The sequence below is a fragment of the Streptomyces thioluteus genome (assembly GCF_039535865.1).
In genome coordinates, this window is record NZ_BAAAXZ010000049.1 from 1 (window position 1) to 21546 (window position 21546).

The 21546-nt window shown below is 72.8% G+C and carries 17 protein-coding genes, 1 tRNA gene and 6 pseudogenes; 15 read left to right on the forward strand and 9 right to left on the reverse strand.

What is annotated here, in order from left to right:
• Nucleotides 1–565 (reverse strand): hypothetical protein (locus tag ABD794_RS06555; protein ID WP_344961480.1); only part of this gene is annotated, 565 nt, incomplete at its 3' end.
• Between the two features lie 203 nt (nucleotides 566–768).
• Here ABD794_RS06555 and ABD794_RS06560 point away from each other — a divergent pair.
• Nucleotides 769–1236 (forward strand): hypothetical protein, encoded by a 468-nt coding sequence (locus tag ABD794_RS06560; RefSeq protein WP_344961483.1) that lies wholly within the window; start codon nucleotides 769–771, stop codon nucleotides 1234–1236.
• 6 nt (nucleotides 1237–1242) lie between these two features.
• On the opposite strand, the gene ABD794_RS06565 is transcribed toward ABD794_RS06560, so the two are convergent.
• The 3 genes from ABD794_RS06565 to ABD794_RS06575 form a co-directional block, all read right to left on the reverse strand.
• On the reverse strand, nucleotides 1243–1596 hold the full coding sequence (locus ABD794_RS06565; RefSeq protein WP_344961484.1) for a hypothetical protein: 354 nt from the start codon (nucleotides 1594–1596) through the stop codon (nucleotides 1243–1245).
• Nucleotides 1597–1679: 83 nt separating this feature from the next.
• Nucleotides 1680–1751: transfer RNA gene (locus ABD794_RS06570), tRNA-Cys, on the reverse strand.
• A 108-nt stretch (nucleotides 1752–1859) separates the two neighbouring features.
• A complete protein-coding gene (locus ABD794_RS06575) occupies nucleotides 1860–2738 on the reverse strand; it encodes an alpha/beta fold hydrolase (protein ID WP_344961486.1) in 879 nt (292 codons plus the stop codon).
• Nucleotides 2739–2839: 101 nt separating this feature from the next.
• Here ABD794_RS06575 and ABD794_RS06580 point away from each other — a divergent pair, with 101 nt between their 5' ends.
• The 7 genes and pseudogenes from ABD794_RS06580 (at nucleotide 2840) to ABD794_RS06610 (ending at nucleotide 10913) form a co-directional block, all read left to right on the forward strand.
• Nucleotides 2840–3748 carry a LysR family transcriptional regulator gene (locus ABD794_RS06580; protein WP_344961488.1) on the forward strand — a complete coding sequence of 303 codons (909 nt, stop codon included), beginning with the start codon at nucleotides 2840–2842 and terminating at the stop codon, nucleotides 3746–3748.
• Nucleotides 3749–3852: 104 nt separating this feature from the next.
• Nucleotides 3853–4419 (forward strand): cysteine dioxygenase family protein, encoded by a 567-nt coding sequence (locus ABD794_RS06585; RefSeq protein ID WP_344961490.1) that lies wholly within the window; start codon nucleotides 3853–3855, stop codon nucleotides 4417–4419.
• Complete coding sequence (locus ABD794_RS06590) at nucleotides 4416–5465, forward strand: YeiH family protein (RefSeq protein ID WP_425585943.1); 1050 nt, start codon at nucleotides 4416–4418, stop codon at nucleotides 5463–5465. Before ABD794_RS06585 ends, ABD794_RS06590 begins: the two co-directional genes overlap by 4 nt.
• A gap of 188 nt (nucleotides 5466–5653) precedes the next feature.
• Nucleotides 5654–7103 (forward strand): annotated as a pseudogene (locus ABD794_RS06595) (MFS transporter).
• 244 nt (nucleotides 7104–7347) lie between these two features.
• Nucleotides 7348–9117 (forward strand): annotated as a pseudogene (locus ABD794_RS06600) (DEAD/DEAH box helicase); the annotation flags it as partial.
• A 286-nt stretch (nucleotides 9118–9403) separates the two neighbouring features.
• Nucleotides 9404–10046 (forward strand): annotated as a pseudogene (locus ABD794_RS06605) (IclR family transcriptional regulator).
• Nucleotides 10047–10109: 63 nt separating this feature from the next.
• Entirely contained in the window at nucleotides 10110–10913 is an 804-nt protein-coding gene (locus ABD794_RS06610; protein ID WP_344961494.1) for a hypothetical protein, read from the forward strand.
• A gap of 108 nt (nucleotides 10914–11021) precedes the next feature.
• Here ABD794_RS06610 and ABD794_RS06615 read toward each other — a convergent pair whose 3' ends face one another.
• Entirely contained in the window at nucleotides 11022–11495 is a 474-nt protein-coding gene (locus tag ABD794_RS06615; RefSeq protein ID WP_344961495.1) for an Lrp/AsnC family transcriptional regulator, read from the reverse strand.
• Between the two features lie 121 nt (nucleotides 11496–11616).
• On the opposite strand from ABD794_RS06615, the gene hppD reads away from it, so the two are divergent.
• Nucleotides 11617–12762, forward strand: coding sequence for a 4-hydroxyphenylpyruvate dioxygenase (gene hppD / locus ABD794_RS06620; protein WP_344961498.1), 1146 nt, complete (start codon nucleotides 11617–11619; stop codon nucleotides 12760–12762).
• A gap of 86 nt (nucleotides 12763–12848) precedes the next feature.
• Complete coding sequence (locus ABD794_RS06625; protein WP_344961500.1) at nucleotides 12849–14216, forward strand: FAD-binding oxidoreductase; 1368 nt, start codon at nucleotides 12849–12851, stop codon at nucleotides 14214–14216.
• A gap of 39 nt (nucleotides 14217–14255) precedes the next feature.
• Here ABD794_RS06625 and ABD794_RS06630 read toward each other — a convergent pair whose 3' ends face one another.
• The gene (locus ABD794_RS06630) at nucleotides 14256–14666 is read right to left on the reverse strand and encodes an SsgA family sporulation/cell division regulator (RefSeq protein ID WP_344961502.1); all 411 of its coding nucleotides are present in this window, start codon (nucleotides 14664–14666) and stop codon (nucleotides 14256–14258) included.
• Between the two features lie 338 nt (nucleotides 14667–15004).
• Here ABD794_RS06630 and ABD794_RS06635 point away from each other — a divergent pair, with 338 nt between their 5' ends.
• Both ABD794_RS06635 and ABD794_RS06640 read left to right on the forward strand, forming a co-directional pair.
• Nucleotides 15005–16228, forward strand: a complete 1224-nt coding sequence (locus ABD794_RS06635) for an RDD family protein (protein WP_344961504.1) — start codon at nucleotides 15005–15007, stop codon at nucleotides 16226–16228.
• A gap of 101 nt (nucleotides 16229–16329) precedes the next feature.
• On the forward strand, nucleotides 16330–17016 hold the full coding sequence (locus tag ABD794_RS06640; RefSeq protein ID WP_344961506.1) for an RDD family protein: 687 nt from the start codon (nucleotides 16330–16332) through the stop codon (nucleotides 17014–17016).
• Here the strand turns inward: ABD794_RS06640 and ABD794_RS06645 are convergent.
• Complete coding sequence (locus tag ABD794_RS06645) at nucleotides 17002–17268, reverse strand: hypothetical protein (protein WP_344961508.1); 267 nt, start codon at nucleotides 17266–17268, stop codon at nucleotides 17002–17004. The genes ABD794_RS06640 and ABD794_RS06645 overlap by 15 nt on opposite strands.
• 371 nt (nucleotides 17269–17639) lie before the next feature.
• Here ABD794_RS06645 and ABD794_RS06650 point away from each other — a divergent pair, with 371 nt between their 5' ends.
• Nucleotides 17640–17969 carry a hypothetical protein gene (locus ABD794_RS06650; protein ID WP_344961510.1) on the forward strand — a complete coding sequence of 110 codons (330 nt, stop codon included), beginning with the start codon at nucleotides 17640–17642 and terminating at the stop codon, nucleotides 17967–17969.
• 137 nt (nucleotides 17970–18106) lie between these two features.
• On the opposite strand, the gene ABD794_RS06655 is transcribed toward ABD794_RS06650, so the two are convergent.
• Nucleotides 18107–18700, reverse strand: a complete 594-nt coding sequence (locus tag ABD794_RS06655; RefSeq protein ID WP_344961512.1) for an isochorismatase family protein — start codon at nucleotides 18698–18700, stop codon at nucleotides 18107–18109.
• 119 nt (nucleotides 18701–18819) lie between these two features.
• Nucleotides 18820–20186 (reverse strand): annotated as a pseudogene (locus ABD794_RS06660) (beta/alpha barrel domain-containing protein).
• A 176-nt stretch (nucleotides 20187–20362) separates the two neighbouring features.
• Here ABD794_RS06660 and clpS point away from each other — a divergent pair.
• Together clpS and ABD794_RS06670 are read left to right on the forward strand one after the other, a co-directional pair.
• A pseudogene (gene clpS, locus ABD794_RS06665) lies at nucleotides 20363–20669 on the forward strand (ATP-dependent Clp protease adapter ClpS).
• A pseudogene (locus tag ABD794_RS06670) lies at nucleotides 20669–21265 on the forward strand (DUF2017 domain-containing protein); the annotation flags it as partial. The pseudogenes clpS and ABD794_RS06670, both read left to right, overlap by 1 nt.
• Nucleotides 21266–21546 lie beyond the last annotated feature (281 nt).

Here is a 21546-nt window from a genome sequence, read left to right on the forward strand (position 1 = left end):
GGTACCTCGCACAGGCGGCGTGGGCGGAGACGTCCAGACGGTCCTCGGGGTAGGTGCCCATCGAGAGCACGTCGCCGGTGCCGGGGTGTTTGAGGGAGAGCTGGAGTCCGTACTGGGAGTCCTCGGACAGCGTGACCTTCCACCCCTGCCGCGTCAGCTTCTGCCGTACTCGTTCGAGGGCGGGCTTCGCCTGAGCGCGCGAGACGCCCTTGAGGGCCCAGCTCTCCCGCATGTCGACGACGTGGGGTTCGGACGGGGGCGTGTCGTTGAACTCGTCCAGTCTGTGCTGCAGGCCCCGGCGGTGGCACGCGGAGCCTTTGGCTTCCAGGCCCTGGCCGGGCCACTTGTCGTCCAGTCGGGCCCGGCGCAGACCGAGGGCGTCGTAGACGGACTGCGTGTGACCGTCCAGCCGCTCGGCCGTGGCCGCCGGCCGGGCGACCGGGTAGGGCTCACCCTCCCAAAACGGCTCGGCCCACTGGACGAACGCCAGGACGCCCGCGATCAGTGCTCCGACACCGACCAGCCCTGTGGTCGAAACAATGAGTGTCTTCCTCCGTCTGGTCATGCGGGCATCGTCCGGTGGCGGCGGCACGCGCGGCATGAGTACGGCTACTCAACCGGTGTCCCATCCCGGGTGGGTGCGGGGCCCTCACTATCCGGAATCCCTGTCACCCTTTTATGGGCGATCCGGCCGAGCAGTTCTGATTGTCCCTCATTCGCTAACCTGTTCATCGATTGGATGTTTCTTTGTGAGCGCGTGAGGGCGGGATGACGGTGGGCTTCGTCGATGCCTCGGAGGCGGACCGCTCGGCATCCGGGTGTCTGGACGTCGTCGCCGTACCCCAGGTGGCGCCCGACGCCGCCCTCGTGCGCGAGCTGTACGCGCACTCCAGCCGGATCCTCGACGCGCTGGCGCTCCGGCGGCGGGTGGGGCGGGCGGACGACGTCGTGTCCGTGGTGTGTCCGGAGTGCGTGCCGTGGGGGTTCACGGAGACGCCCTGTGCCGTCGGGCACCAGTGGTACGTCGACCGGGTGCGGGACACGGCGCTGCCCGAGGCGCTGGTGCGGCTGGGGGTGTGGTTCGAGGCCGGCGGCTGGGTGTCGTTCGAGGACGTCGCGGACGCGAGTCTGCTGTCGGCGGCGCGCAATGCGGAGGGGTACCGGGCGGGTGTGACGATCGTGGCCGGGGAACGGCGGCTGATGGTCCGGGTGATCACGCCCTGCGCGAGGGTGTGAGCGGAGCTACGGGTGCGAGCCCGCGATCGCGTTCACGACCACCCACGCTGCCACCAGCATCCCCATCGCCAGCACCCAGGCGTACCGGGCCGGCTTCCACCGCGAGGCCAGTCCCCACGTGCCCAGCGGCGCGGCCACCAGGGCCGTGCCGAGCGGGACGAACGCCACCAGCTTCTGCCCGGCCGCGGTGCAGATGAGCTGTGTGTCCTCCGGGCCGCAGGGGTCGCTCGCCATCACCGCCAGCGGGGCGAAGAGGAACGTCGCCCCGGCGAGGAGCCAGAGCACCAGGCCGCCGATGGCCTTGAGGCAGTTGGAGGCGGCGGTGTTGTCGTACGGGGACGGGGACGGGGCTGCTGTCATGTCGGCGACGCTATGCGGCGGGCGTGCGGCCGGGCATCCGCCCGGTTACGCGTTTGGGGCTGAGTACGGGTACTCAGACGCAGAGGCCGTGACCGGAATCGAACCGGCGTAACTCGCTTTGCAGGCGAGCCCCTCAACCACTCGGGCACACGGCCAAGTTGTGCTGTCACTCATGACATTAGGGCGGCGGCCCGACGCCGATCAACAGCCCGCCGGGTGCTGCCACATGACCGACATGCCCCGTTCATGGGGCTCATGGGGGCTCATGACGCGAGGAACTGTTCGACGACCGGGCGGAACATCTCCGGTTCGTCCACCCATGGGTAGTGGCCGACGTCGTAGAGCGGGCGGACCGTGGCCCGCGGGAAGGAGGCCGCGACGAGTTCGCCGGCGCGCATGCCCGTGACCGCGTCGCGGTCGCCCGTCACGACGAGGACGGGGCAGGTGGCGGCGCGCAGGTGGTCGAGGACGGCGCGGCGGGTCGCGTCGTCGACGCCCTGCCAGAAGGCGATGCGGGGGACGGGGTGGAGCTGGTGGTCCTCGGTGGCGGCGTGGGCCTGCTGCGGGGCGTCCCAGCGGGCGTAGGCGAGGGGGGCCGCGCGGCGGAGGAGGGCGCGGGCCTCGGCGAAGTCGTGGGTGTCGGGGAGGGAGTGGGCGGCGACGTACGCGTCCACCCACCAGTCCTCGTTGGCGCGGGACTCGAAGATCTCCTCGGCGTCGCCGGGGAGTTCGCCCTGGAGGCGGGAGCCGGGGGTGACGAGGACGAGGTGCGTCAGGCGGTGGGCGTAGAGCGCGGCGTACGCCTGGGCCGTGGCGCAGGCGGCGTCGTGGGCGAGGAGGGCGAAGCGGTCGAGGCCGAGGTGGGCGCGGAGGGACTCGACGTCCTCGGCGAGGGCGGGGAAGGCGTAGCCAGACGGGGTGGGGGCGGGCGGGGAGGCGCCGGTGCCGCGGGAGTCGGGGACGACCAGGGTGTGGCGGGCGTCGAGTCCGCCGAGGGTGCCGAGGTAGGCGGCGTCGCGGCCGGGGCCGCCGGCGAGGCAGATCACGGGCGGGCGGTCGGCGTCGGGCTCGCGGGCCTTCAGTACGCGGTAGGCCAGGTTCGCGCCGTCGTAGGAGACGTACTGCGATGTGTTATGTGGCATATGTCCACCATGCCTCACATGGTCGGTGATCATGTTCGGTGATCCAGAAGCAACCCATCAGGGAACTCCCGCCTGCCCCAAAATCCGCTTATGATTCCGGTGTGTTCGACTCGCGGCACATCAAGACGTTCCACGCGGTGGTGGCGGCCGGTTCGTACTCCGCGGCGGCCCGCGCGCTCGGATACACCCAGCCCGCGATCACCCAGCAGATGAAGGCCCTCGAACGGGCCGTCGGGACGCCGCTGTTCACGCGGGTGGGGCGGCGGATGCGGCTGACCGAGGCCGGGGAGGCGCTCGCCCGGCACGCCGAGACGATCCTCGACACGCTCAGCGTGGCCCAGCAGCAGATGAGTTCGCTGACGCGGCTGCGCTCCGGTCGGGTGCGGATGTGCGCGTTCCCCAGCGCCGGCGCCACCCTCGTCCCCGAGGCGCTGGCCCGGCTCGCGGCCGACCACCCGGGGGTGCGGGTCGAACTGCTGGAGGGCGAGCCGCCGGAGTCGCTGCGCCGCCTGGAGCGCGGCGAGTTCGACATCGCGCTCGCCTTCACCTATCCCGGGCTGCACGACGAAGTGCCGGACGAACTGGTCGAGATACCGCTGCTGGAGGACCAGCTGACGGTGCTGATGCCCGCCGGGCACCCGCTGGCCCGCCGCCGCGCCGTGGCCCTGGCCGACCTCGCCGAGGAGCGCTGGATCGCCGGCTGCCTGCGCTGCCGCACCAACTTCCTGCACGAGTGCACCCAGGTCGGCTTCGCGCCCGACATAGCGTTCACGACGGACGACATCCTGGTCGTGCAGTCGCTCGTCGCGGAGGGGCTCGGGGTGGCGATGATGCCGGGGCTGGTGCTGTCGTTCCTGCGCCACGACCGGATCACCGGCCGCCCGCTCGACCCGGCCTCGCGCCGCCAGGTCTCGGCGTACGTGCTCCGCGACCACCTGCGCGTCCCGGCCACGGCGCTGGTGCTGGACGAGCTGAAGGCGGCGGCGAAGCGCCGCGCCGGCTGCTGCTGAGCCGCCCCGGGCCGAGCCCGTTCGAACAAACCATAAGCACCGCTTCGCACCCGGCCAACGAACTGTCGTTGGACGTGATCCACGGACCGCCCGACGCTGCCCGTATGACGACTCCCACCGCGGCCGCAGCCGCGCCCCCGATCACCGACCGCCTCCGCGGGCTCGTCGACGACATCCGGGAGGCCGTCGACCGCGGCCTGCCGCCCGACACGACCGCCTACCTCGTCGGCGAGCTGCTCGCCGGCCACCTCGGCGCGCCCGATCTGCTCACCGACGCACAGCGCGCCGGCGACCCGGACCGCTACCGCCAGCACGTCCTGCACGCGGAACCGGACGGCGGCTTCTCGGTCGTGGCGCTGGTGTGGCTGCCGGGGCAGGGGACGCCGATCCACGACCACGTCTCGTGGTGCGTGACGGGCGTCCACGAGGGGACGGAGAGCGAGCGCCGCTACCGGCTGGTCCCCGACGGACCGAGCGCGCGGCTGGTGGCCGTCGAGGACGTGGCCAACCGGCAGGGCGAGGTCTGCGGCTTCGCGCCGCCCGGCGACATCCACCGGGTGCGCAACGCGTCCTCGGCCCCGGCGATCTCGATCCACGTCTACGGCGCCGACGTGTCGCGGCTCGGCACCAGCGTGCGCCGCGTCTACCGGCTGCCGGCCGACGAGCTGTGAAGAGGGAGACGGCGGTGGCGCTGGTCGAGGACCGGGCCCGGGCGACCGCGCCGGCCGCCCCGCCCGGCAAGCTCCCCGGCCTGGCCATGGCGGCCGCCGGGGTCGCCCTGGCCTGGGCGGCGCACCGGCTCGTCCCCGCCGTACCGCTGCTCACCGCGGCGGTGGTGCTCGGCATCGCCGCCGCGCACCTGCCCGGCGTGCGGGAGCGGGTGCGCGGTGCCGGACGGGCAGGGCTCACGCTCGCCGGGAAGCGGCTGATGCGGCTCGGCGTGGTGCTGCTGGGGCTGAGGCTGAGCCTGGGGGACGTGCTGGGCATCGGCTGGGCGACGGTGGCGATGGTGCTGGTGACCGTCGTCGCGACGTTCTGCGGGACACTCTGGCTCGGCCGCCGGCTCGGGCTGCGCGGCGACCAGCCGCTGCTGATCGCGACCGGCTACGCGATCTGCGGGGCGTCCGCGATCGGGGCGGTCGGCGAGGTCTCCGGCAGCGACGAGGAGGACACGGCGACGTCGGTGGCGCTGGTGACGCTCTGCGGCACCCTGGCGATCGCCGTGCTGCCGCTGCTGCACCACCCGCTCGGGCTGGACGACTCGCAGTTCGGCCGCTGGGTGGGGGCGGGTGTGCACGACGTCGGCCAGGTCGTGGCGGCCGCGCAGACGGCCGGGCCGACGGCGCTCGGCGAGGCGGTCCTGGTGAAGCTGATGCGGGTGGCGCTGCTGGCACCGCTGGTGGGGGCGGTCGCCATGGCGGCGCGTCGGCGGCGTTCTCCCGCCCGGGGCACCGAACGGCCGCCGGTCGTGCCGCTGTTCGTCGCCGGCTTCCTGGCCGCGGTGGCGGTGCGCAGCACCGGCGTGCTGCCCGGTGCGGTGCTGGACGGGGCGCAGCGCGTCCAGGAACTGCTGCTCGCGGCCGCCCTGTTCGGGCTGGGGAGCGCGGTCCACCTGCCCTCGCTGGTGCGCACCGGGAGCCGGGTCGCCGCGCTCGGGCTGGGCGCGTGGGTGGTGATCGCGGGGGTGTCGTACGCGGGGGTGCTCGCGACGGCGTGACGCGCGGGCGCCGGGAGCGTGCGGGGGGAGCGCGGGTCCCGGCCCCGGCCGTAGCGCCGGGACGCGGGGTCGGTCCTGATCCTCATGTGGCCGGTGACGCGTGACCGAAGGGCTAGGGCGAACGGACCAGATCTGTCCGTTCCCTGGACAGACGCGCGGGAACCTGCTCCGTTCCTACGCTCACGAGCATGACCAGTACCGACTCGATATCCGTGGCCGCCGAGGCCGCCACGGTGCCGCCGGGGGAGGGCGGGGGCGTCCTGGGACGCCGTCACCGCGCCCTGACCCTCGGCATCATCTCCGTCGTCTCCCTGATCGCCTTCGAGGCGAGCGCGATCACCACCGCCATGCCCTTCGCGGCCCGCGCCCTGGGCGGCGTAGGGCTGTACGCCTTCGCCTTCTCCGCCTACTTCACGGCCAGCCTGTTCTCCATGTCCGTCGCCGGGCAGTGGGCCGACCGGTCCGGGCCGCTGGGCCCGCTCTTCACCGGCATCGCCACCTTCGGCGCCGGCCTGGTGCTCGCCGGCTCGCGCAGCAGATGTGGATGCTCGTGGCGTCCCGGGCGGTGCAGGGCCTGGGCGGCGGGTTCGTCGTGGTGTCGCTCTACGTCGTCGTGGGGCGCGCCTTCCCCGGAGCGCCTGCGGGCCAAGATCCTGGCGGCGTTCTCGGCCGCCTGGGTGGTGCCCGTCCTGGTCGGCCCCGTGGTCGCCGGGTCCGTGGCCGAACAGCTGGGCTGGCGCTGGGGTGTTCCTGGCGATCCCCGTCCTGATCCTGCTGCCGCTCGTGGTCATGCTGCCCGCCCTGCGGAAGCTGCCGCGCACGGAGGCCGGGGGCGCCCCCGACCGGCGGCGGATGGCGCTCGCGCTGGCCGTCGCCGTCGGCGCGGGCTGCTCCAGTACGCGGGCCAGGGCCGCGAGTGGCTCGCCCTGGTGCCGGCGGTCGCCGGTCTCGCGCTGCTCGCCCCGTCCATCGTCCGGCTGCCTGCCGAAGGGGACGTTCCGCGCCCTGCGCGGACTGCCGTCCGTGGTGCTGCTGCGCGGCATCGCGGTGGGCGCCTTCCTCGCCTCCGAGAGCTTCATCCCGCTGATGCTGGTGAGCGAGCGCGGCATGTCGGCGACGACCGCCGGGCTCTCCCTCACCGGCGGCGGCCTCACCTGGAGCCTCGGCGCCTACACCCAGAGCCGGTCCCGGCTGGAGCCGTACCGGCAGCGGCTGATGTGCCTCGGCCTGGTGCTGATGGCCGTCTCCATCGCGGTCGTGCCGCTGGTGCTGCTCGACGGGGCGCCGGTGTGGCTGGTCGCCGCCTCGTGGATCGTCGCCGGCTACGGAATCGGGCTGAACGTCTCCAGCAGCACCGTGCTCGCGCTGGAGTACTCCCCGGCGGGGGAGGAGGGCGTCAGCTCGGCCGCGCTCCAGGTGTCCGAGGCGCTGGGCAACATCGTGCTGGTCGGCGTCGCGGGCGTGCTCTTCGGCGCGTTCGGCGGCGGGACGGTCGGCGAGGGCGCCCACGGGGCGTCGGACGCCGCGGCGCCGCACTCCGCGTTCGCGGCCGTGTACGTCGCGATGACGGCGGTGGCCCTGGCGGGCGCGGTGGTCGCGACCCGGCTGCGGCCGAAGGACCGGGTGCGCCTGGCATGATCCCGGTCCCCGAACCCGACGAGTGCGGCTCGCGCTGCCCTCCCCGGACTTCCGTCACCGGGGGCACCCCGCACGTCGTACACCTACGGACAGGGCGGGTGACGGGACCGGATCCCGTCACCCGCCCCCTTCCGTAGCGGTGCCGGATCCCCTCCGCCCGCACCTTGGGTAGGCTGTCGCGGTTGTGTTTCCTCAAGGCCCCCGACCACCCCGACGGAGACCGTGACTACCACCACCAGCCACCAATCACCACCTCTCGCCCGCCTTCCCAGGCCGGGCCCCCTGGGGTACCGCCAACAAGCTGCGCGCCTGGCAGCAGGGCGCCATGGACAGATACGTCCAGACCCAGCCCCGTGACTTCCTCGCCGTCGCCACCCCGGGCGCCGGGAAGACCACGTTCGCGCTCACCCTCGCCTCCTGGCTGCTGCACCACCACGTCGTCCAGCAGGTGACCGTGGTCGCACCGACCGAGCACCTGAAGAAGCAGTGGGCGGAGGCCGCCGCCCGCGTCGGCATCAAGCTCGACCCGGAGTACAGCGCGGGCCCGCTGGGCCGCGAGTACCACGGCGTCGCCGTCACCTACGCCGGCGTCGGCGTCCGTCCGATGCTGCACCGCAACCGCTGCGAGCAGCGCAAGACGCTCGTCATCCTGGACGAGATCCACCACGCCGGCGACTCCCGCTCCTGGGGCGAGGCCTGCCTGGAGGCGTTCGAGCCGGCCACCCGCCGGCTGTGCCTCACGGGCACGCCGTTCCGCTCCGACACCAACCCCATCCCGTTCGTCACCTACGAGGAGGGGAACGACGGGATCCGGCGGTCGTCGGCCGACTACACCTACGGCTACGGCAACGCGCTCTCCGACGGCGTCGTCCGCCCGGTCATATTCCTCTCCTACAGCGGCAACATGCGCTGGCGCACCAAGGCCGGCGACGAGCTGGAGGCCCGGCTCGGCGAGCCGATGACCAAGGACGCGGTCAGCCAGGCCTGGCGCACCGCGCTGGACCCGCGCGGCGACTGGATGCCCAACGTGCTGCGCGCCGCCGACCAGCGGCTGAGCGAGGTCCGCAAGTCCATTCCGGACGCCGGCGCGCTCGTCATCGCCTCCGACCAGGACTCGGCGCGCGCCTACGCCAAGCTGCTCCGGGAGATCACCGGCGAGGGCCCCACCGTCGTCCTCTCCGACGACTCCGGCGCCTCGCAGCGCATCGACGACTTCGCGCAGGGCGAATCGCGCTGGATGGTCGCCGTCCGCATGGTGTCCGAGGGCGTGGACGTGCCCCGGCTCGCGGTCGGGGTCTACGCGACGACGATCTCCACGCCGCTGTTCTTCGCCCAGGCGGTCGGCCGCTTCGTGCGGTCGCGGCGGCGCGGCGAGACGGCGTCCGTGTTCCTGCCCACCATCCCCATGCTGCTCGGCTTCGCCAACGAGATGGAGGTCGAGCGCGATCACGTCCTCGACAAGCCGAAGAAGGACGGCGAGGAGGACCCGTACGCGGAGGAGGACAAGCTCCTCGCGGAGGCCGAGAGGCAGCAGGACGAGGACACCGGCGAGCAGGACATGCTGCCGTTCGAGGCGCTGGAGTCCGACGCGGTCTTCGACCGGGTGATGTACAACGGCGCCGAGTTCGGCATGCAGGCCCACCCGGGCAGCGAGGAGGAGCAGGACTACCTCGGCATCCCCGGGCTGCTGGAGCCCGAGCAGGTCGAGCTGCTGCTGCAGAAGCGCCAGGCGCGGCAGATCGCGCACAGCCGGCGCAAGCCGGACGACCAGGCCGACCTGCTGGAGATGCCGGCCGAGCGGCGGCCGGTGGTGACGCACAAGGAGCTGCTGCAGCTGCGCAAGGAGCTCAATTCCCTGGTCGGCGCCTACTCGCACCAGAGCGGCAAGCCGCACGGCGTGATCCACACCGAGCTGCGGCGCACCTGCGGCGGTCCGCCGAGCGCGGAGGCGACGGCCGGGCAACTGACCGAACGGATCAAGAAACTGCGGGAGTGGGCCACGCGCATGAAGTGACGCACGTCCTGTGGGAAAGACGCACGCCCTGCGGGAAAACCGAGTTGATCAGGTATTCCCCAAATCCCCTGCGGGGCGCCCGGATTGTGGGCAGACTCTTCCGCTGAGCGGACCGGCTCGCTAGCGTGCCGGTCACGCACACGCCCCGTGGCAGCGCCGCCGCGGAGCGCGGCCGGTTTGCACGTGCGTATCACCGGCGGCCTCTCCTCACGCGCGCTGCCGGACGGGACCGGAGGCGCAAACCCACCACGACGAGAGCCCGCCTTTCATCGGAGGAGGGGGCGTCGTGACCGCGGAGACTTCGCAGACGCTCGACAGAGGACTGCGTGTCCTGAAACTGCTCGCCGACACGGATCACGGACTGACCGTCACCGAGCTGGCCGCCCGGCTCGGGGTCAACCGGACCGTGGTCTACCGGCTGCTCGCCACACTGGAGCAGCACGCGCTCGTCCGGCGGGACATCGGCGGCCGGGCCCGGGTGGGCCTGGGGGTGCTGCGGCTCGGCCGCCAGGTGCACCCGCTCGTGCGGGAGGCCGCCCTGCCCGCGCTGCGGGCGCTGGCCGAGGACGTGGGGGCCACCGCCCACTTGACGCTCGTCGACGGGGCGGAGGCGCTCGCCGTCGCCGTCGTCGAGCCGACCTGGACGGACTACCACGTGGCGTACCGCGCCGGGTTCCGGCACCCGCTGGACCGGGGCGCGGCCGGCCGCGCCATACTCGCCGCCCGTGCGGGCGACGTCGACAACCCCGGCTACGCGCTCACCCACGGCGAACTGGAGGCCGGGGCGAGCGGGGGCCGCGGCTCCGCTGCTCGGGGTGAGCGGGATCGAGGGCAGCGTGGGCGTGGTCATGCTCACCGACGCCGTGCCGCACCGGGTCGGCCCGCGGGTCGTCGAGGCGGCCAAGGAGGTGGCGGACGCGCTGAGGTGAGGACGGCCGGGCGTGGGGCGGGGCGCCGGGCTCTGGGGACGGACGGTGAACTAGATTCGCACCATGCGTTTCCAGCCCCCGTCCGCCTGGTCCCCCCGGGCCCGGATCGCCGCCGTCTGCGCCGTGCCCGTCCTGGCCCTGCTCGGGACGGCGGCCTTCGCGCCCCTGCCGTTCTCCATCGCCCGGCCCGGCTCCACGGTGAACGTGCTCGGCGACCACCAGGGCAAACCGGTGATCTCGGTGAGCGGGGTGGAGAGCCGCCGCACGACGGGGCAGCTGCGGATGTCCTCCATCATCGCCACCGGGCCGCGGGCGGAGGTCGGCCTCACCGATGTGGCGAGCGACTGGTTCCGCACGGACCGGGCGGTGATGCCGCGCGACTCCGTCTTCCCGCCCGGCAAGTCCGACAAGGAGACGGAGGAGCACAACGTGGCGGAGATGACCAAGTCCCAGGACTCCGCGACCCGGGCCGCCCTCTCCTACCTCCACCGTTCCCCGAAGGACGTCAAGGTCACGCTCCGGCTCGCGGACATCGGCGGGCCGAGCGCGGGCCTGATGTTCGCCCTCGGCATCGTGGACAAGATCGACGGCGACGGGCGGGGCGGCGACCTGACCGCCGGCCGGGCGATCGGCGGCACGGGCACGATCGAGCCGGACGGGACGGTGGGCCCGGTGGGCGGCGTACCGCTGAAGGTGCAGGCGGAGGGGCGGGACGGGGCGAGCGTGTTCCTGGTGCCGAAGGCGCAGTGCGAGGAGGCGGGGGCGGAGTTGCCGCGGGGGATGCGGTTGATTCCGGTTACGGATTTGCGGGGTGCGGTGGAGTCTTTGAGGGGGTTGGCGTCCGGGGGGCGGGTGCCGAGTTGCTGAGTGGCTGAGGGGTGGGGTTTGCCCCTGGCCCGCCCTTTCACCGTTTCTCCCGGGGCTCCGCCCCTCGGCCCGGGCCCGCGCTCCGCGCGGTGGCCGGGGCCGGCGCGTTCACTCCTCCCCGCCCGCCGCCTCCCGCACCAGCGGGATGATCCGAAGCGGCACCGCGTTCTCCATCACGATCGCCGTCGACGCCCGCACGATCCCCTCGATCCCCACCACCTTGTCGATCACCCGCTGAAGATCCGCGTTGGAGCGGGCCACCAGCCGGCACAGCATGTCCCCGTGCCCGGTGATCGTGTGCAGTTCCAGCACCTCGGGGACGCCCGCCAGATGGGTGCGGACGTCCGCGCCCTGCCCCTGCCGGATCTCCAGCGTGGCGAAGGCGGTCACCGGGTAGCCCAGCGCCGCCGGGTCGACGTCCGGGCCGAAGCCGCGGATCACACCCTGGGACTGGAGCCGGTCCAGCCGCGCCTGTGCCGTGCCGCGGGCCACGCCGAGGCGGCGGGAGGCCTCCAGGACGCCGATCCGCGGCTCCCGCGCGAGCAGTTCGATCAGCCTGCCGTCCAAACGATCGATCGTCATGATCATCCCCTCGTGGTCATCCTGTACAGAACGTCCGGCCGGACCAGCGATCCGCTGCGCAGATTGCCCATCCAACGCGCGAACTATTGCGCACCTTGTGGATCGGCGAGACGCTGCGCGCATGACGCAGACCACAGATCACACCTTTGACGCCGCTCGGCAGGCCGATCCCTTCCCGGTCAAGGGGATGGACGCGGTGGTCTTCGCCGTCGGCAACGCCAAGCAGGCGGCGCACTACTATTCGTCCGCCTTCGGCATGAGGCTGGTCGCCTACTCCGGACCGGAGAACGGCAGCCGGGAGACGGCGAGTTACGTCCTGGAGTCCGGCGGCGCCCGGTTCGTCCTCACCACCGTCATCAAGGCCACCAGCGAGCGCGGCCACTTCCTGGCGCAGCACGTGGCCGAGCACGGCGACGGCGCCGTGGACCTGGCGATCGAGGTGCCGGACGCGCGGGCCGCGTACGCCTACGCGGTGGAGCACGGCGCGCGGGGCATCGAGGAGCCGTACGAGCTGAAGGACGAGCACGGCACCGTCGTCCTCGCCTCCATCGCCACGTACGGCCAGACCCGTCACACGCTCGTCGAGCGCTCCGCCTACAGCGGCCCGTACCTGCCCGGCTACGTCGCCGCCGAACCGCTCCTCGCCCCGCCCGCGCAGCGCAACTTCCAGGCCATCGACCACTGCGTGGGCAACGTCGAACTCGGCCGGATGAACGAGTGGGTGGACTTCTACCACAAGGTCATGGGCTTCACGAACATGAAGGAGTTCGTGGGCGACGACATCGCCACCGAGTACTCCGCGCTGATGTCCAAGGTCGTGGCGGACGGCACCCGGAAGGTGAAGTTCCCGCTCAACGAGCCGGCCATCGCGAAGAAGAAGTCGCAGATCGACGAGTACCTGGAGTTCTACGGAGGCCCGGGCCTCCAGCACATCGCGCTGGCGACGAACGACATCGTCGCGACGGTGCGCCAGATGAAGGCGGCGGGCGTCCAGTTCCTGGACACGCCCGACTCCTACTACGACACCCTGGGCGAATGGGCCGGCGAGACGCGCGTGCCCGTGGAGACGCTGCGGGAACTGAAGATCCTGGTGGACCGGGACGAGGACGGCTACCTGCTGCAGATCTTCACCAAGCCGGTGCAGGACCGGCCGACCGTGTTCTTCGAGATGATCGAGCGCCACGGGTCGATGGGCTTCGGGAAGGGGAACTTCAAGGCCCTGTTCGAGGCGATCGAGCGGGAGCAGGAGAAGCGCGGGAATCTGTAAGGGGCTTGTGGCCCAGAGGCCGGCGGGAAGGGCGGGACCGGGGCGGCGATCTTCCCGGCCGCCGCCCCCGGTGGGACAGTGAACGCATGGGCGACCTGATCGAGCAGCTACGCGAAGGACTCCCCGCCACCGCGATTCTCACCGACCCCGACGTCACCGCCTCCTACGCCAACGACATGGCGAGCTTCTGCGCCGCCGGCGCGCCCGCCGCCGTCGTCCTGCCCCGCACGACGGAGCAGGTCCAGCACGTCATGCGCACCGCCACCGCGCTGCGCGTCCCCGTCGTCCCGCAGGGAGCCCGCACCGGGCTCTCGGGGGCGGCCAACGCCACGGACGGGTGCATCGTCCTCTCCCTGGTCAAGATGGACCGGATCCTCGAGATCGACCCGGCCGAGCGCATCGCCGTCGTCGAACCCGGCGTCGTCAACGCCGTCCTCTCCCGCGCCGTCGCCGAACACGGCCTCTACTACCCGCCGGATCCCTCCAGTTGGGAGCAGTGCACCATCGGCGGCAACATCGGCACGGCCTCCGGCGGCCTGTGCTGCGTCAAGTACGGCGTGACCGCCGAGTACGTCCTCGGCCTGGACGTCGTCCTCGCCGACGGCCGCCTGCTGACCACCGGCCGCCGCACGGCCAAGGGCGTGGCCGGCTACGACCTGACGCGGCTGTTCGTCGGCTCGGAGGGCAGCCTCGGCGTCGTCGTGCGGGCCGTCCTCGCGCTGAAGCCCGCCCCGCCCCAACAGCTGGCCCTGGCGGCCGAGTTCCCCTCCGCCGCGGCCGCCTGCGAGGCGGTCCGCCGGATCATGGCGGGCGGCCACGCCCCGTCGCTCCTGGAGCTGATGGACCGCACGACGCTGCGCGCCGTCAACGCCCTGACGGGCATGGGACTTCCGGAGTCCACCGAGGCGCTGCTCCTGGCCGCCTTCGACACCCCCGACCCCGCCCCGCACCTCGCCGCCGTCGGCGAGCTGTGCACCGCCGCCGGAGCCACCGAGGTCGTCCCGGCCGATTCCCCCGCCGAGTCCGAACTCCTGCTGCACGCACGGCGGATGTCGCTGCCCGCCCTGGAGGCGCTGCGCCCCGCCACGATGATCGACGACGTGTGCGTCCCCCGCTCCCGGCTCGCCGAACTCCTCGACGGCACCGCCGCCATCGCCGACAAGCACGGCCTGACCATCGGCGTCTGCGCCCACGCGGGCGACGGCAACAGCCACCCCGTCGTCTGCTTCGACCCCGCCGACGAGGACGAGGCGCGCCGGGCCCGGGAGTCCTTCGACGAGATCATGTCCCTGGGGCTGGAGCTCGGCGGGACGATCACCGGCGAGCACGGGGTGGGGCTGCTGAAGAAGGACTGGCTGGCCCGGGAGGCGGGGCCGGTCGCGATGGAGATGCAGCGGGGGATCAAGGCGGTCTTCGACCCGCTCGGACTGCTGAACCCCGGCAAGGTGCTGTGACGGCGGGGCCGCCTCCCCACGGGCGGCCTCTCCGCGGCCTCACGCCCCCAGCAACTCCCGCAGCGCCTCGTCCAGCGCCAGCCACTTCCCCTCCGCACCCCGCTCCACCAACCGCAGCGTGCTCTCCAGCCACGCGCGCACCGCCCGGGCCGGCGCCTCCAGCAGCGCCTCGCCGTCCGGCGACGACAGCGCCACGCACACCACCGTCCGGCCGCCGGACGAACCGGGCCACACCCGTACGTCCCCGGAACCGCAGGCCCGGTGCACGCCCTCGGCCAACAGCTCGCGCGCGAACGTCCAGTTGACCGGCGCCTCGGACGTCACGTGGAAGGCGATCCGCACCGCGTACGGGTCGTCCGCCCGGTAGCTCAGCCGCGCCGGCACCGGAATGCTGCGCCCCGGCTCCAGCACCAGGTCCATCTCCAGGTCTCGTTCCACCACGGCATGCATGAAGTGCGCCTTTCGTTCCTCTGCCCGCTGTGCGGGCCTCACGATCGGGCCCGCACCCGGACAGAGCGGATCGGCCCCGCGTCATGACGCGACTTCGCACCGCGGCGCCTCCCGGTCGCACGTGTGAGTGGTCCCGTCGGCGTCACGTCCACGCAGAGGGAGGCCGTCTGGTAGACCTGTTGGCTGCGCCCCGGGTTGTCTTTTGCGCATAGAGGTCACATGGACGTGCGCCCGCAGTCGCGAGCACCGGACCCGGAGCGGTACACAGGACACCACGCCAGTGCGGCAGACTGCCTGACATCCCAGCACGGCCGAACAGATACGGGACACCGGAGACCATGAGCGCACCCATCCCGGGATCCGCCGACGGCAGCCCGAGCCAAGGCTATTACCCGGACCCGTCCATCCCTGGCTACATCCGTTACTGGAGCGGCACCGCCTGGGTCCCCGGCACCAGCCGGCCCGCCCCCGCCGAGGGCGAGCCCATGCCGGGGCCGCCGCCCGGTGTGCCCGCGCCGCTGCCGGCCCTCGCCGCGCCCGTGCCGCCGTCCCCGCGTCCCGCGGGACAGCATCCGACCGCCGGTCAGGGGCGGGACGAGACGGGGCCGGTGTTCTTCGACGAGGAGCAGCTGCCCGCGCGCCGGGAACCCGCGGCGTGGCCCGACCCCCGCGTCGCGGAGCCTGCCGCCCCCGGCTCGCCCGCCCGTGAGGGCACGATGGACCTCGGCGGCCGCAAGCCGGTGCCGGGCCCGTCCGCGCCGCAGGTCCACCACGGGCCGTCGGCGCTCTCCTCGGCCCAACCGCCGCGCTCCTGGCCGGAGGAGGCCCGGCAGCCGGTCCCGGTGCAGCAGCACCGGCCGCCTGCCGCCTGGTCCCCGCCGCAACTGCCGGTCCAGCAGCAGCCCCAGCCCCAGCCCCAGCAGCTCCAGGGACAGCTCCAGCCGCGGCCGACGGCGCAGCCCCTGCCCGTGCAGCACGCGGCGCCCGCACCGCCCGCCGTCCGCGAGCCCGGGGTGCCGGCGCCCTGGAAGCCGCCGACGGAGAACCCCTTCCTCCAGGCCGCGCGCCGGGAGGGCCGGCCCGCGGGTCTGGGCCGGCGGCTGGCCGCGCGGCTGGTCGACACGGCCGTCCTCGGCGGTGCCCTCGCCGCCCTCGCCGTGCCGCTGTGGGCCAAGTCGGTCGAGCACATCGACGAGAAGGTCGACCGCGCCAAGCGCTCCGGCCAGACCGTCACCGTCTGGCTCCTCGACGGCACGACGGGCGCGTACCTGGCGATCGTGCTGGGCGCGCTGCTGCTCTGCGGGGTGCTCTACGAGGTGCTGCCGACCGCCAAGTGGGGCCGCACGCTGGGCAAGAAGCTGTGCGGGGTGCGCGTCATCGACATCGGGTCGCACGACACCGCGTCGTTCGGCGCCGTCCTGCGCCGCTGGCTGGTCTACAGCGTGCCCGGGCTCCTCGGGGTGGGGCTGCTGGGTGTGCTGTGGTGTCTGTTCGACCGTCCCTGGCGGCAGTGCTGGCACGACAAGGCGGCGCGGACGTTCGTCGCCTCCGCGAAGGACTGACCGCCCGGAGGACCGGCCTCCGGTGGGCCGGCCGCCGGGCGGGCAACTCGAACGGCATACGGGCGGATGCGGTGCCCCGCCCGCCGGGTTGTACTCGGGCCATGAGCACGGACCAGCCGCAGGACGACGACCCGTTCCGCCAGAAGCCGCCGGGCGACCTCCCGCCGTACGGGCACGCCCCCGGCAACGGCCCGCCGGCCGGCGGGCCCTATCCCGGCGGACAGTACGGCGGCGGGCCCGGCCCCGGCGGTCCGTACGACACCGGGGGGCCCGGGGGGCCGCCGCCCGGCGGCCCCGGGAACCCCTACGGCGGCCCGGGCGGGGCGACCGACCCGCTGGCGGGCATGCCGCCGCTCGCCAACCGCTTCAGACGGCTCGTCGCCCGGGTCATCGACTTCCTGATCGTCTCGATCCCGGTCGGCCTGGTCTACTCGGCCTTCACCTGGGACCACTGGGACCCCTACCGCGACAACACCAAGAACACGGGTCTCACCGTCCTCGTGGCGGTCGTCTACTTCGTCTACGAGGGGCTGATGCTGACGGCCCGTGGGCAGACGGTCGGCAAGATGGCGATGCAGATCCGCGTCGCCGTGCTGGAGAACGGCGCCGTGCCGCAGAACGGGCCCGGCTGGGTCCGGGCCGCGGTCTACTGCCTGCCGTGGATCGTGCCCTGCTGCGGCTTCGTCTTCTGGCTCATCAACGTGCTCTGGTGCACCTGGGACAAGCCGTACCAGCAGTGCATCCACGACAAGGCGGCCAAGACGGTCGTGGTCTCAACCGTGCAGTGAGTGCTCGCCCACCCGGGCGGGCGCGGACCCCGCGCGCTGCCGCGGCACCCGGGTGCTCCCGGCCACCGTCCGCGGGCTCCTTCGCGGTACGGGCACGGCGGCCGCGACGACGAGCCCGAGCGCGAGGGCGCCCAGGGCGATGACGGCGACTCCGGTGACCGAACCCGCCCCCGTCAGGAGGAGCATGGCGAGGGTCGACAGGACAACGGTGGCCGAGCCGTAGGCGATCTGTGCTGACGTCGGACGCGGCATGACGGGATCCGTCCTCGGGGGGGATGGTGGGGTGCAGAGCCGACACGTACGTACCGCAAAAAGACTCTACGGTCCTGTCTGCCCGAGGGGAACCGCCGATAAGCGCACGCTTGCCGGGCGGTGAGGTCGCACGGGGGCGGCGGGGAGCGGCCGGATGCGCCCGCGCTACTGACACGGGGGCGCGGGGTGCTCCGCCCCGGGGGTTTCCCGGACCCGGGACCGGACGGTGATCATCCACTCACGGTTCGCGGTTCTCGCAGGTCAGCGGCCTTTTCCCGGAATCCCCTGGCGGGGTGCCGGGGATCGCGGTTGGATGCGTCCCGTGGTGTCCTCTTATTGACACCGAGTGCTCCGGCGGAGGGTGGTTGCGGATGGCAGGCGGTGGTTTCGTCAAGCTCCCGGACGGCAGTGTGGTCGTCGCCCTGTCCCTTCCGAGTCCGCCCGGCGACGGAGCGGTGCCGCCCGGGGGGCGGGTACGGGTCCTGGTCCACGCGGCCAACCGGGCGCGGGCGCTGACACGCGTCCGGAACCTGGGACTCCGGGCCGTGTACCTGCGCGGGAACAGCGAGCCGCCGTCGCCGGACGAGGTCAGCGCGGCGCTTTACCACCCGGAGGGGCTGGTGTGGCGCGCGACGCCGGAGGACGAGACGGAGTCCTGGCATCCGATAGCGAGCCTGCTGCGGCGGGCGCGTGCGGCGTAGCGGTTGCGGGGGCCAGGGGGCGGAGCCCCCGGCGGGGTGCAGGGGCGGAGCCCCGCCCACCGCGCGGAGCGCGGTGCCGGGCCCCGGGGCTCGCCCCGGAGGAAACGGTGAAAGGGCGGGGCGGGGAGAAACACCCCCTACGCCGCAGCGACCACCGGCCGGCCCGCCAGCTTCACGCCCGCCCCCCGCATCTCCTCCAGCGCCGCGTCCACCGTCTCCCGCGCCACCCCGGCCGTCAGCTCCAGCAGGACCGTCGTCGTGAAGCCCAGGCGGCGCGCGTCCAGGGCCGTGGCCCGGACGCAGTGGTCGGTGGCGATGCCGACGACGTCCACCTCGTCGACGTCGCGGGCGTGGAGCCAGTCCTCCAGGGACGTCCCGTTCTCGTCAGTGCCCTGGAAGGCGCTGTAGCCCGCCGCGTAGGCGCCCTTGTCGAAGACGGCGCCGATCGCGCCGGAGGCGAGGGCGGGGGAGAGGTTGGGGTGGAAGCCGCTGCCCTCCGTGCCGGCGACGCAGTGCACCGGCCAGGAGTCCACCCAGTCCGGGTGCGCGGAGAAGTGGTCACCGGGGTCGATGTGCATGTCCCGGGAGGCGACGACGTGCGCGTACCCGGCCGTGGCCTCGCCGACCAGGTCCGTTATGGCCGCCGCGACGTCGGCGCCGCCGGCCACCGCCAGGGCACCGCCCTCGCAGAAGTCGTTCTGCACGTCGACGATGATCAGTGCACGGTTCATGGCGCTCGATCCTTTGCGAAAGGGCCCTCGGCCGGCGGTGCCGAACAGTCGGGATCGGCTCTCTGTGACCGAGGGTAGTGAGTCCCGTGGGGCGATGGGAGGAGGAGCACAGGGGGCGGTCAGAGGTACTCGGTGGGCAGCACGGGCTCCCCCCGGGACAGCTGCGTCGCGGAGAGCGGCAGGACCGAGCGGGGCCGCGATGTGCCGGTCGCGCGCCGCGTCCAGCGGTTCGCGGCCGACGACGCGGCCGCCCCGGACGAGTTCGACCAGCAGCTGCCGGTCCGCGAGCTCCGCCGGCACCGGCCCGGTGCCGACGACCTCGGCCTCCGCGACGCCGTCGGCGTCCAGCCGCCGCGCGGCCCACTTGCGGCCGCCGACCGACATCTTGCCGCCCATCGACTTCTTGGCGACGGGCCGCAGCGGCGCGTCCGCGCCGTCCCCGTCGGCCCGGGCGACGAGCTTGTAGACCATCGAGCAGGTGGGGTGGCCGCTGCCGGTGACCAGCTGGGTGCCCACGCCGTAGGCGTCCACGGGCGCGGCGGCCAGCGAGGCGATCGCGTACTCGTCGAGGTCGCTGGTGACCACGATCTTCGTCTTCCGCGCGCCGAGGTCGTCGAGCTGCTGGCGCACCCGGTGGGCGAGCAGCAGCAGGTCGCCGGAGTCGATGCGGACGGCGCCGAGCTCCGGCCCGGCGATCTCGACCGCCATCTGCACGGCCTCCTGCACGTCGTAGGTGTCGACGAGCAGCGTCGTGCCGCCGCCCAGCGAGGCGACCTGGGCGCGGAAGGCGTCGCGTTCGCTGTCGTGCAACAGCGTGAAGGCGTGCGCACTGGTGCCGACGGTCGGGATGTTGTAGCGGAAGCCGGCGGCGAGGTCGGAGGTGGAGGCGAAGCCGCCGACGTAGGCGGCGCGGGCCGCGGCGACGGCCGCCAGCATCGTGGGTGCGCCGTGGCTGCCATCTCTGATCATCGGCGCGTCGCCGGCCTCGTCAGACCGCATCCGGGGACGTCGGCCGCGGCGACGTGCCGAGTCGTGGTTGAGTGATCGAGAGGATCACCGTCATCCAGCAGCACCGACCTCGGCGAACGTGCCCTCGACCCGCATTAGACCGGGGACCCGGGCGAGTAGACCATCGCCTTCGGAGGTAGCCCCAGATGTCGCCCCGCGGAAGCGGTAGGCGGCGAGCCAGGCGAGGGTGGGCGCGATCCGATCCCGTACCGCCGAGAACTGAGGACGGCGGGTCGGAGCGAGCAAGTTCTCCCGACGTCGAATCGAGGCCGAGGCCAGCACTGGACCGTAGCCGCTCGACAGCCGCTTCGCGTGCCAACCGCACCCGACAGACGGACGCGCGTGAAGACCTCAAAGACGGACCGCCAGCCCGGCACGGAGGGCGGCCTGCACCATGGTGAGTTCGTACCGGGTCGGTGAAGAGGGCGCACGTACGACCAGTCACAGCCACCGCAGTCCCAGGTCCGTCAGCGTTCACTTGGCCCTATCCTCGCATTTCCGTTCTGGGTACACCCGGATGCCTAACACGCCAATACTGCGTCAGAGTGACGATCGACCGTTGTGTGCAACGTGCGGACCGGCGAGGTGGCAGCATGGAGGGGAGTGGGCGTCCGCCGCGGGGCGGCGGAGAAGTGAGTAGGTGTGGAGCCGCAAGTGAGTGTGGACACTGTCGAGATCGAAACGTCGGAGACGGGCGAGTCCCTTCGCGTGACCGAGCCCGACGTCCCCTGGGTCACCCTCGTCCACAACGAACCCGTGAATCTGATGAGCTATGTGACGTTACGTCTTCCAGACGTACTTCGGCCTACTCCAAGGACAAGGCCCGCAAGCTGATGCTCACGACGTCCACCACAAGGGCGTGCCACCGTCTCCAGCGGCACGCGCGAGGAGATGGGAGCGCGACGTGCAGCAGGCGATGCACGGGTACGGCTCTGTGGCGACCCTCTCGCAGGACCGCTGATGGCCGCGCACTTCGAGCCGCTGTCCGGCGGCGGTGCCGGCCATCGCCCTGGAGTCGAGCTGGAGATCTCATCCTAGCGCAGCCTCGCCGTAACAGCTCATCTGAGCTGATCGGACCCGGAGGACGGGCCCGCGGGGGCGGAGGAACGATGGATCCGCTGGCGCGGCTCTTCGCCGAGGGCCCCAGCGAGCCGCCGTCCGACCCGGCCCTGGCCCGGCTCTTTCCCGGACGCCTACGGCGCGCCCGGCCAGGAGCAGACAGAGCAGGCCCGGCGTACGCGGCCGAGTTCCGCCGCTTCACCGAGAATGATCTGCGCGCCCGCAAGCGCGAGGACGGGATGGCCGTCGTCCGCTCGCTGGACGCGCTGACCCCCGCCGGCGACCGCGGCGCGGTGCTCCGGCTCGGTCCCGAGGGCTCCCGGCAGTGGCTGGGGCACGCTCAACGACCTGCGGCTGACGATCGGCGCCCGGCTGGAGATCGAGGACGAGGACGAGAGCGATGCCCTCTTCCGGCTGCCGGACGACGATCCGCGCAAGCCGATGGTGATGGCCTACCTCTGGCTCGGCGGGCTCCAGGAGACCTTGATCGAGACCCTCGGCCGCGCTGATCCGGACCTTTCCGGACCTTTCCCTTCTCGATTGCCGTCCGCTGTGCGGTCGGCGGCGTCCGGATAACGATCGCATCACCGAGTGGCGGCTCTCGCCCGTGATTATTAGGTTTGTCCCGCTTCGCCTGCGCTTTCCGTGTGGCCTGGGGCACATTCGAACTGGCGATCTACGTGTTACTCGTGATAAATCTTCACGACCTGCATCCACCGACGCCACCCATGTCGTGGAGCGGGAGCGCTATGGCCGACCGACCGTCGGCACGTGCAGGA

Coding starts and splice junctions, on each gene's coding strand:
- ABD794_RS06560 (WP_344961483.1), top strand. CDS start 769: ATGACGGTGGGCTTCGTCGATGCCTCGGAGGCGGACCGCTCGGCATCC.
- ABD794_RS06565 (WP_344961484.1), bottom strand. CDS start 1,596: ATGACAGCAGCCCCGTCCCCGTCCCCGTACGACAACACCGCCGCCTCC.
- ABD794_RS06575 (WP_344961486.1), bottom strand. CDS start 2,738: ATGCCACATAACACATCGCAGTACGTCTCCTACGACGGCGCGAACCTG.
- ABD794_RS06585 (WP_344961490.1), top strand. CDS start 3,853: ATGACGACTCCCACCGCGGCCGCAGCCGCGCCCCCGATCACCGACCGC.
- ABD794_RS06610 (WP_344961494.1), top strand. CDS start 10,110: ATGCGTTTCCAGCCCCCGTCCGCCTGGTCCCCCCGGGCCCGGATCGCC.
- ABD794_RS06615 (WP_344961495.1), bottom strand. CDS start 11,495: ATGACGATCGATCGTTTGGACGGCAGGCTGATCGAACTGCTCGCGCGG.
- hppD (WP_344961498.1), top strand. CDS start 11,617: ATGACGCAGACCACAGATCACACCTTTGACGCCGCTCGGCAGGCCGAT.
- ABD794_RS06625 (WP_344961500.1), top strand. CDS start 12,849: ATGGGCGACCTGATCGAGCAGCTACGCGAAGGACTCCCCGCCACCGCG.
- ABD794_RS06630 (WP_344961502.1), bottom strand. CDS start 14,666: ATGCATGCCGTGGTGGAACGAGACCTGGAGATGGACCTGGTGCTGGAG.
- ABD794_RS06635 (WP_344961504.1), top strand. CDS start 15,005: ATGAGCGCACCCATCCCGGGATCCGCCGACGGCAGCCCGAGCCAAGGC.
- ABD794_RS06640 (WP_344961506.1), top strand. CDS start 16,330: ATGAGCACGGACCAGCCGCAGGACGACGACCCGTTCCGCCAGAAGCCG.
- ABD794_RS06645 (WP_344961508.1), bottom strand. CDS start 17,268: ATGCCGCGTCCGACGTCAGCACAGATCGCCTACGGCTCGGCCACCGTT.
- ABD794_RS06650 (WP_344961510.1), top strand. CDS start 17,640: ATGGCAGGCGGTGGTTTCGTCAAGCTCCCGGACGGCAGTGTGGTCGTC.
- ABD794_RS06655 (WP_344961512.1), bottom strand. CDS start 18,700: ATGAACCGTGCACTGATCATCGTCGACGTGCAGAACGACTTCTGCGAG.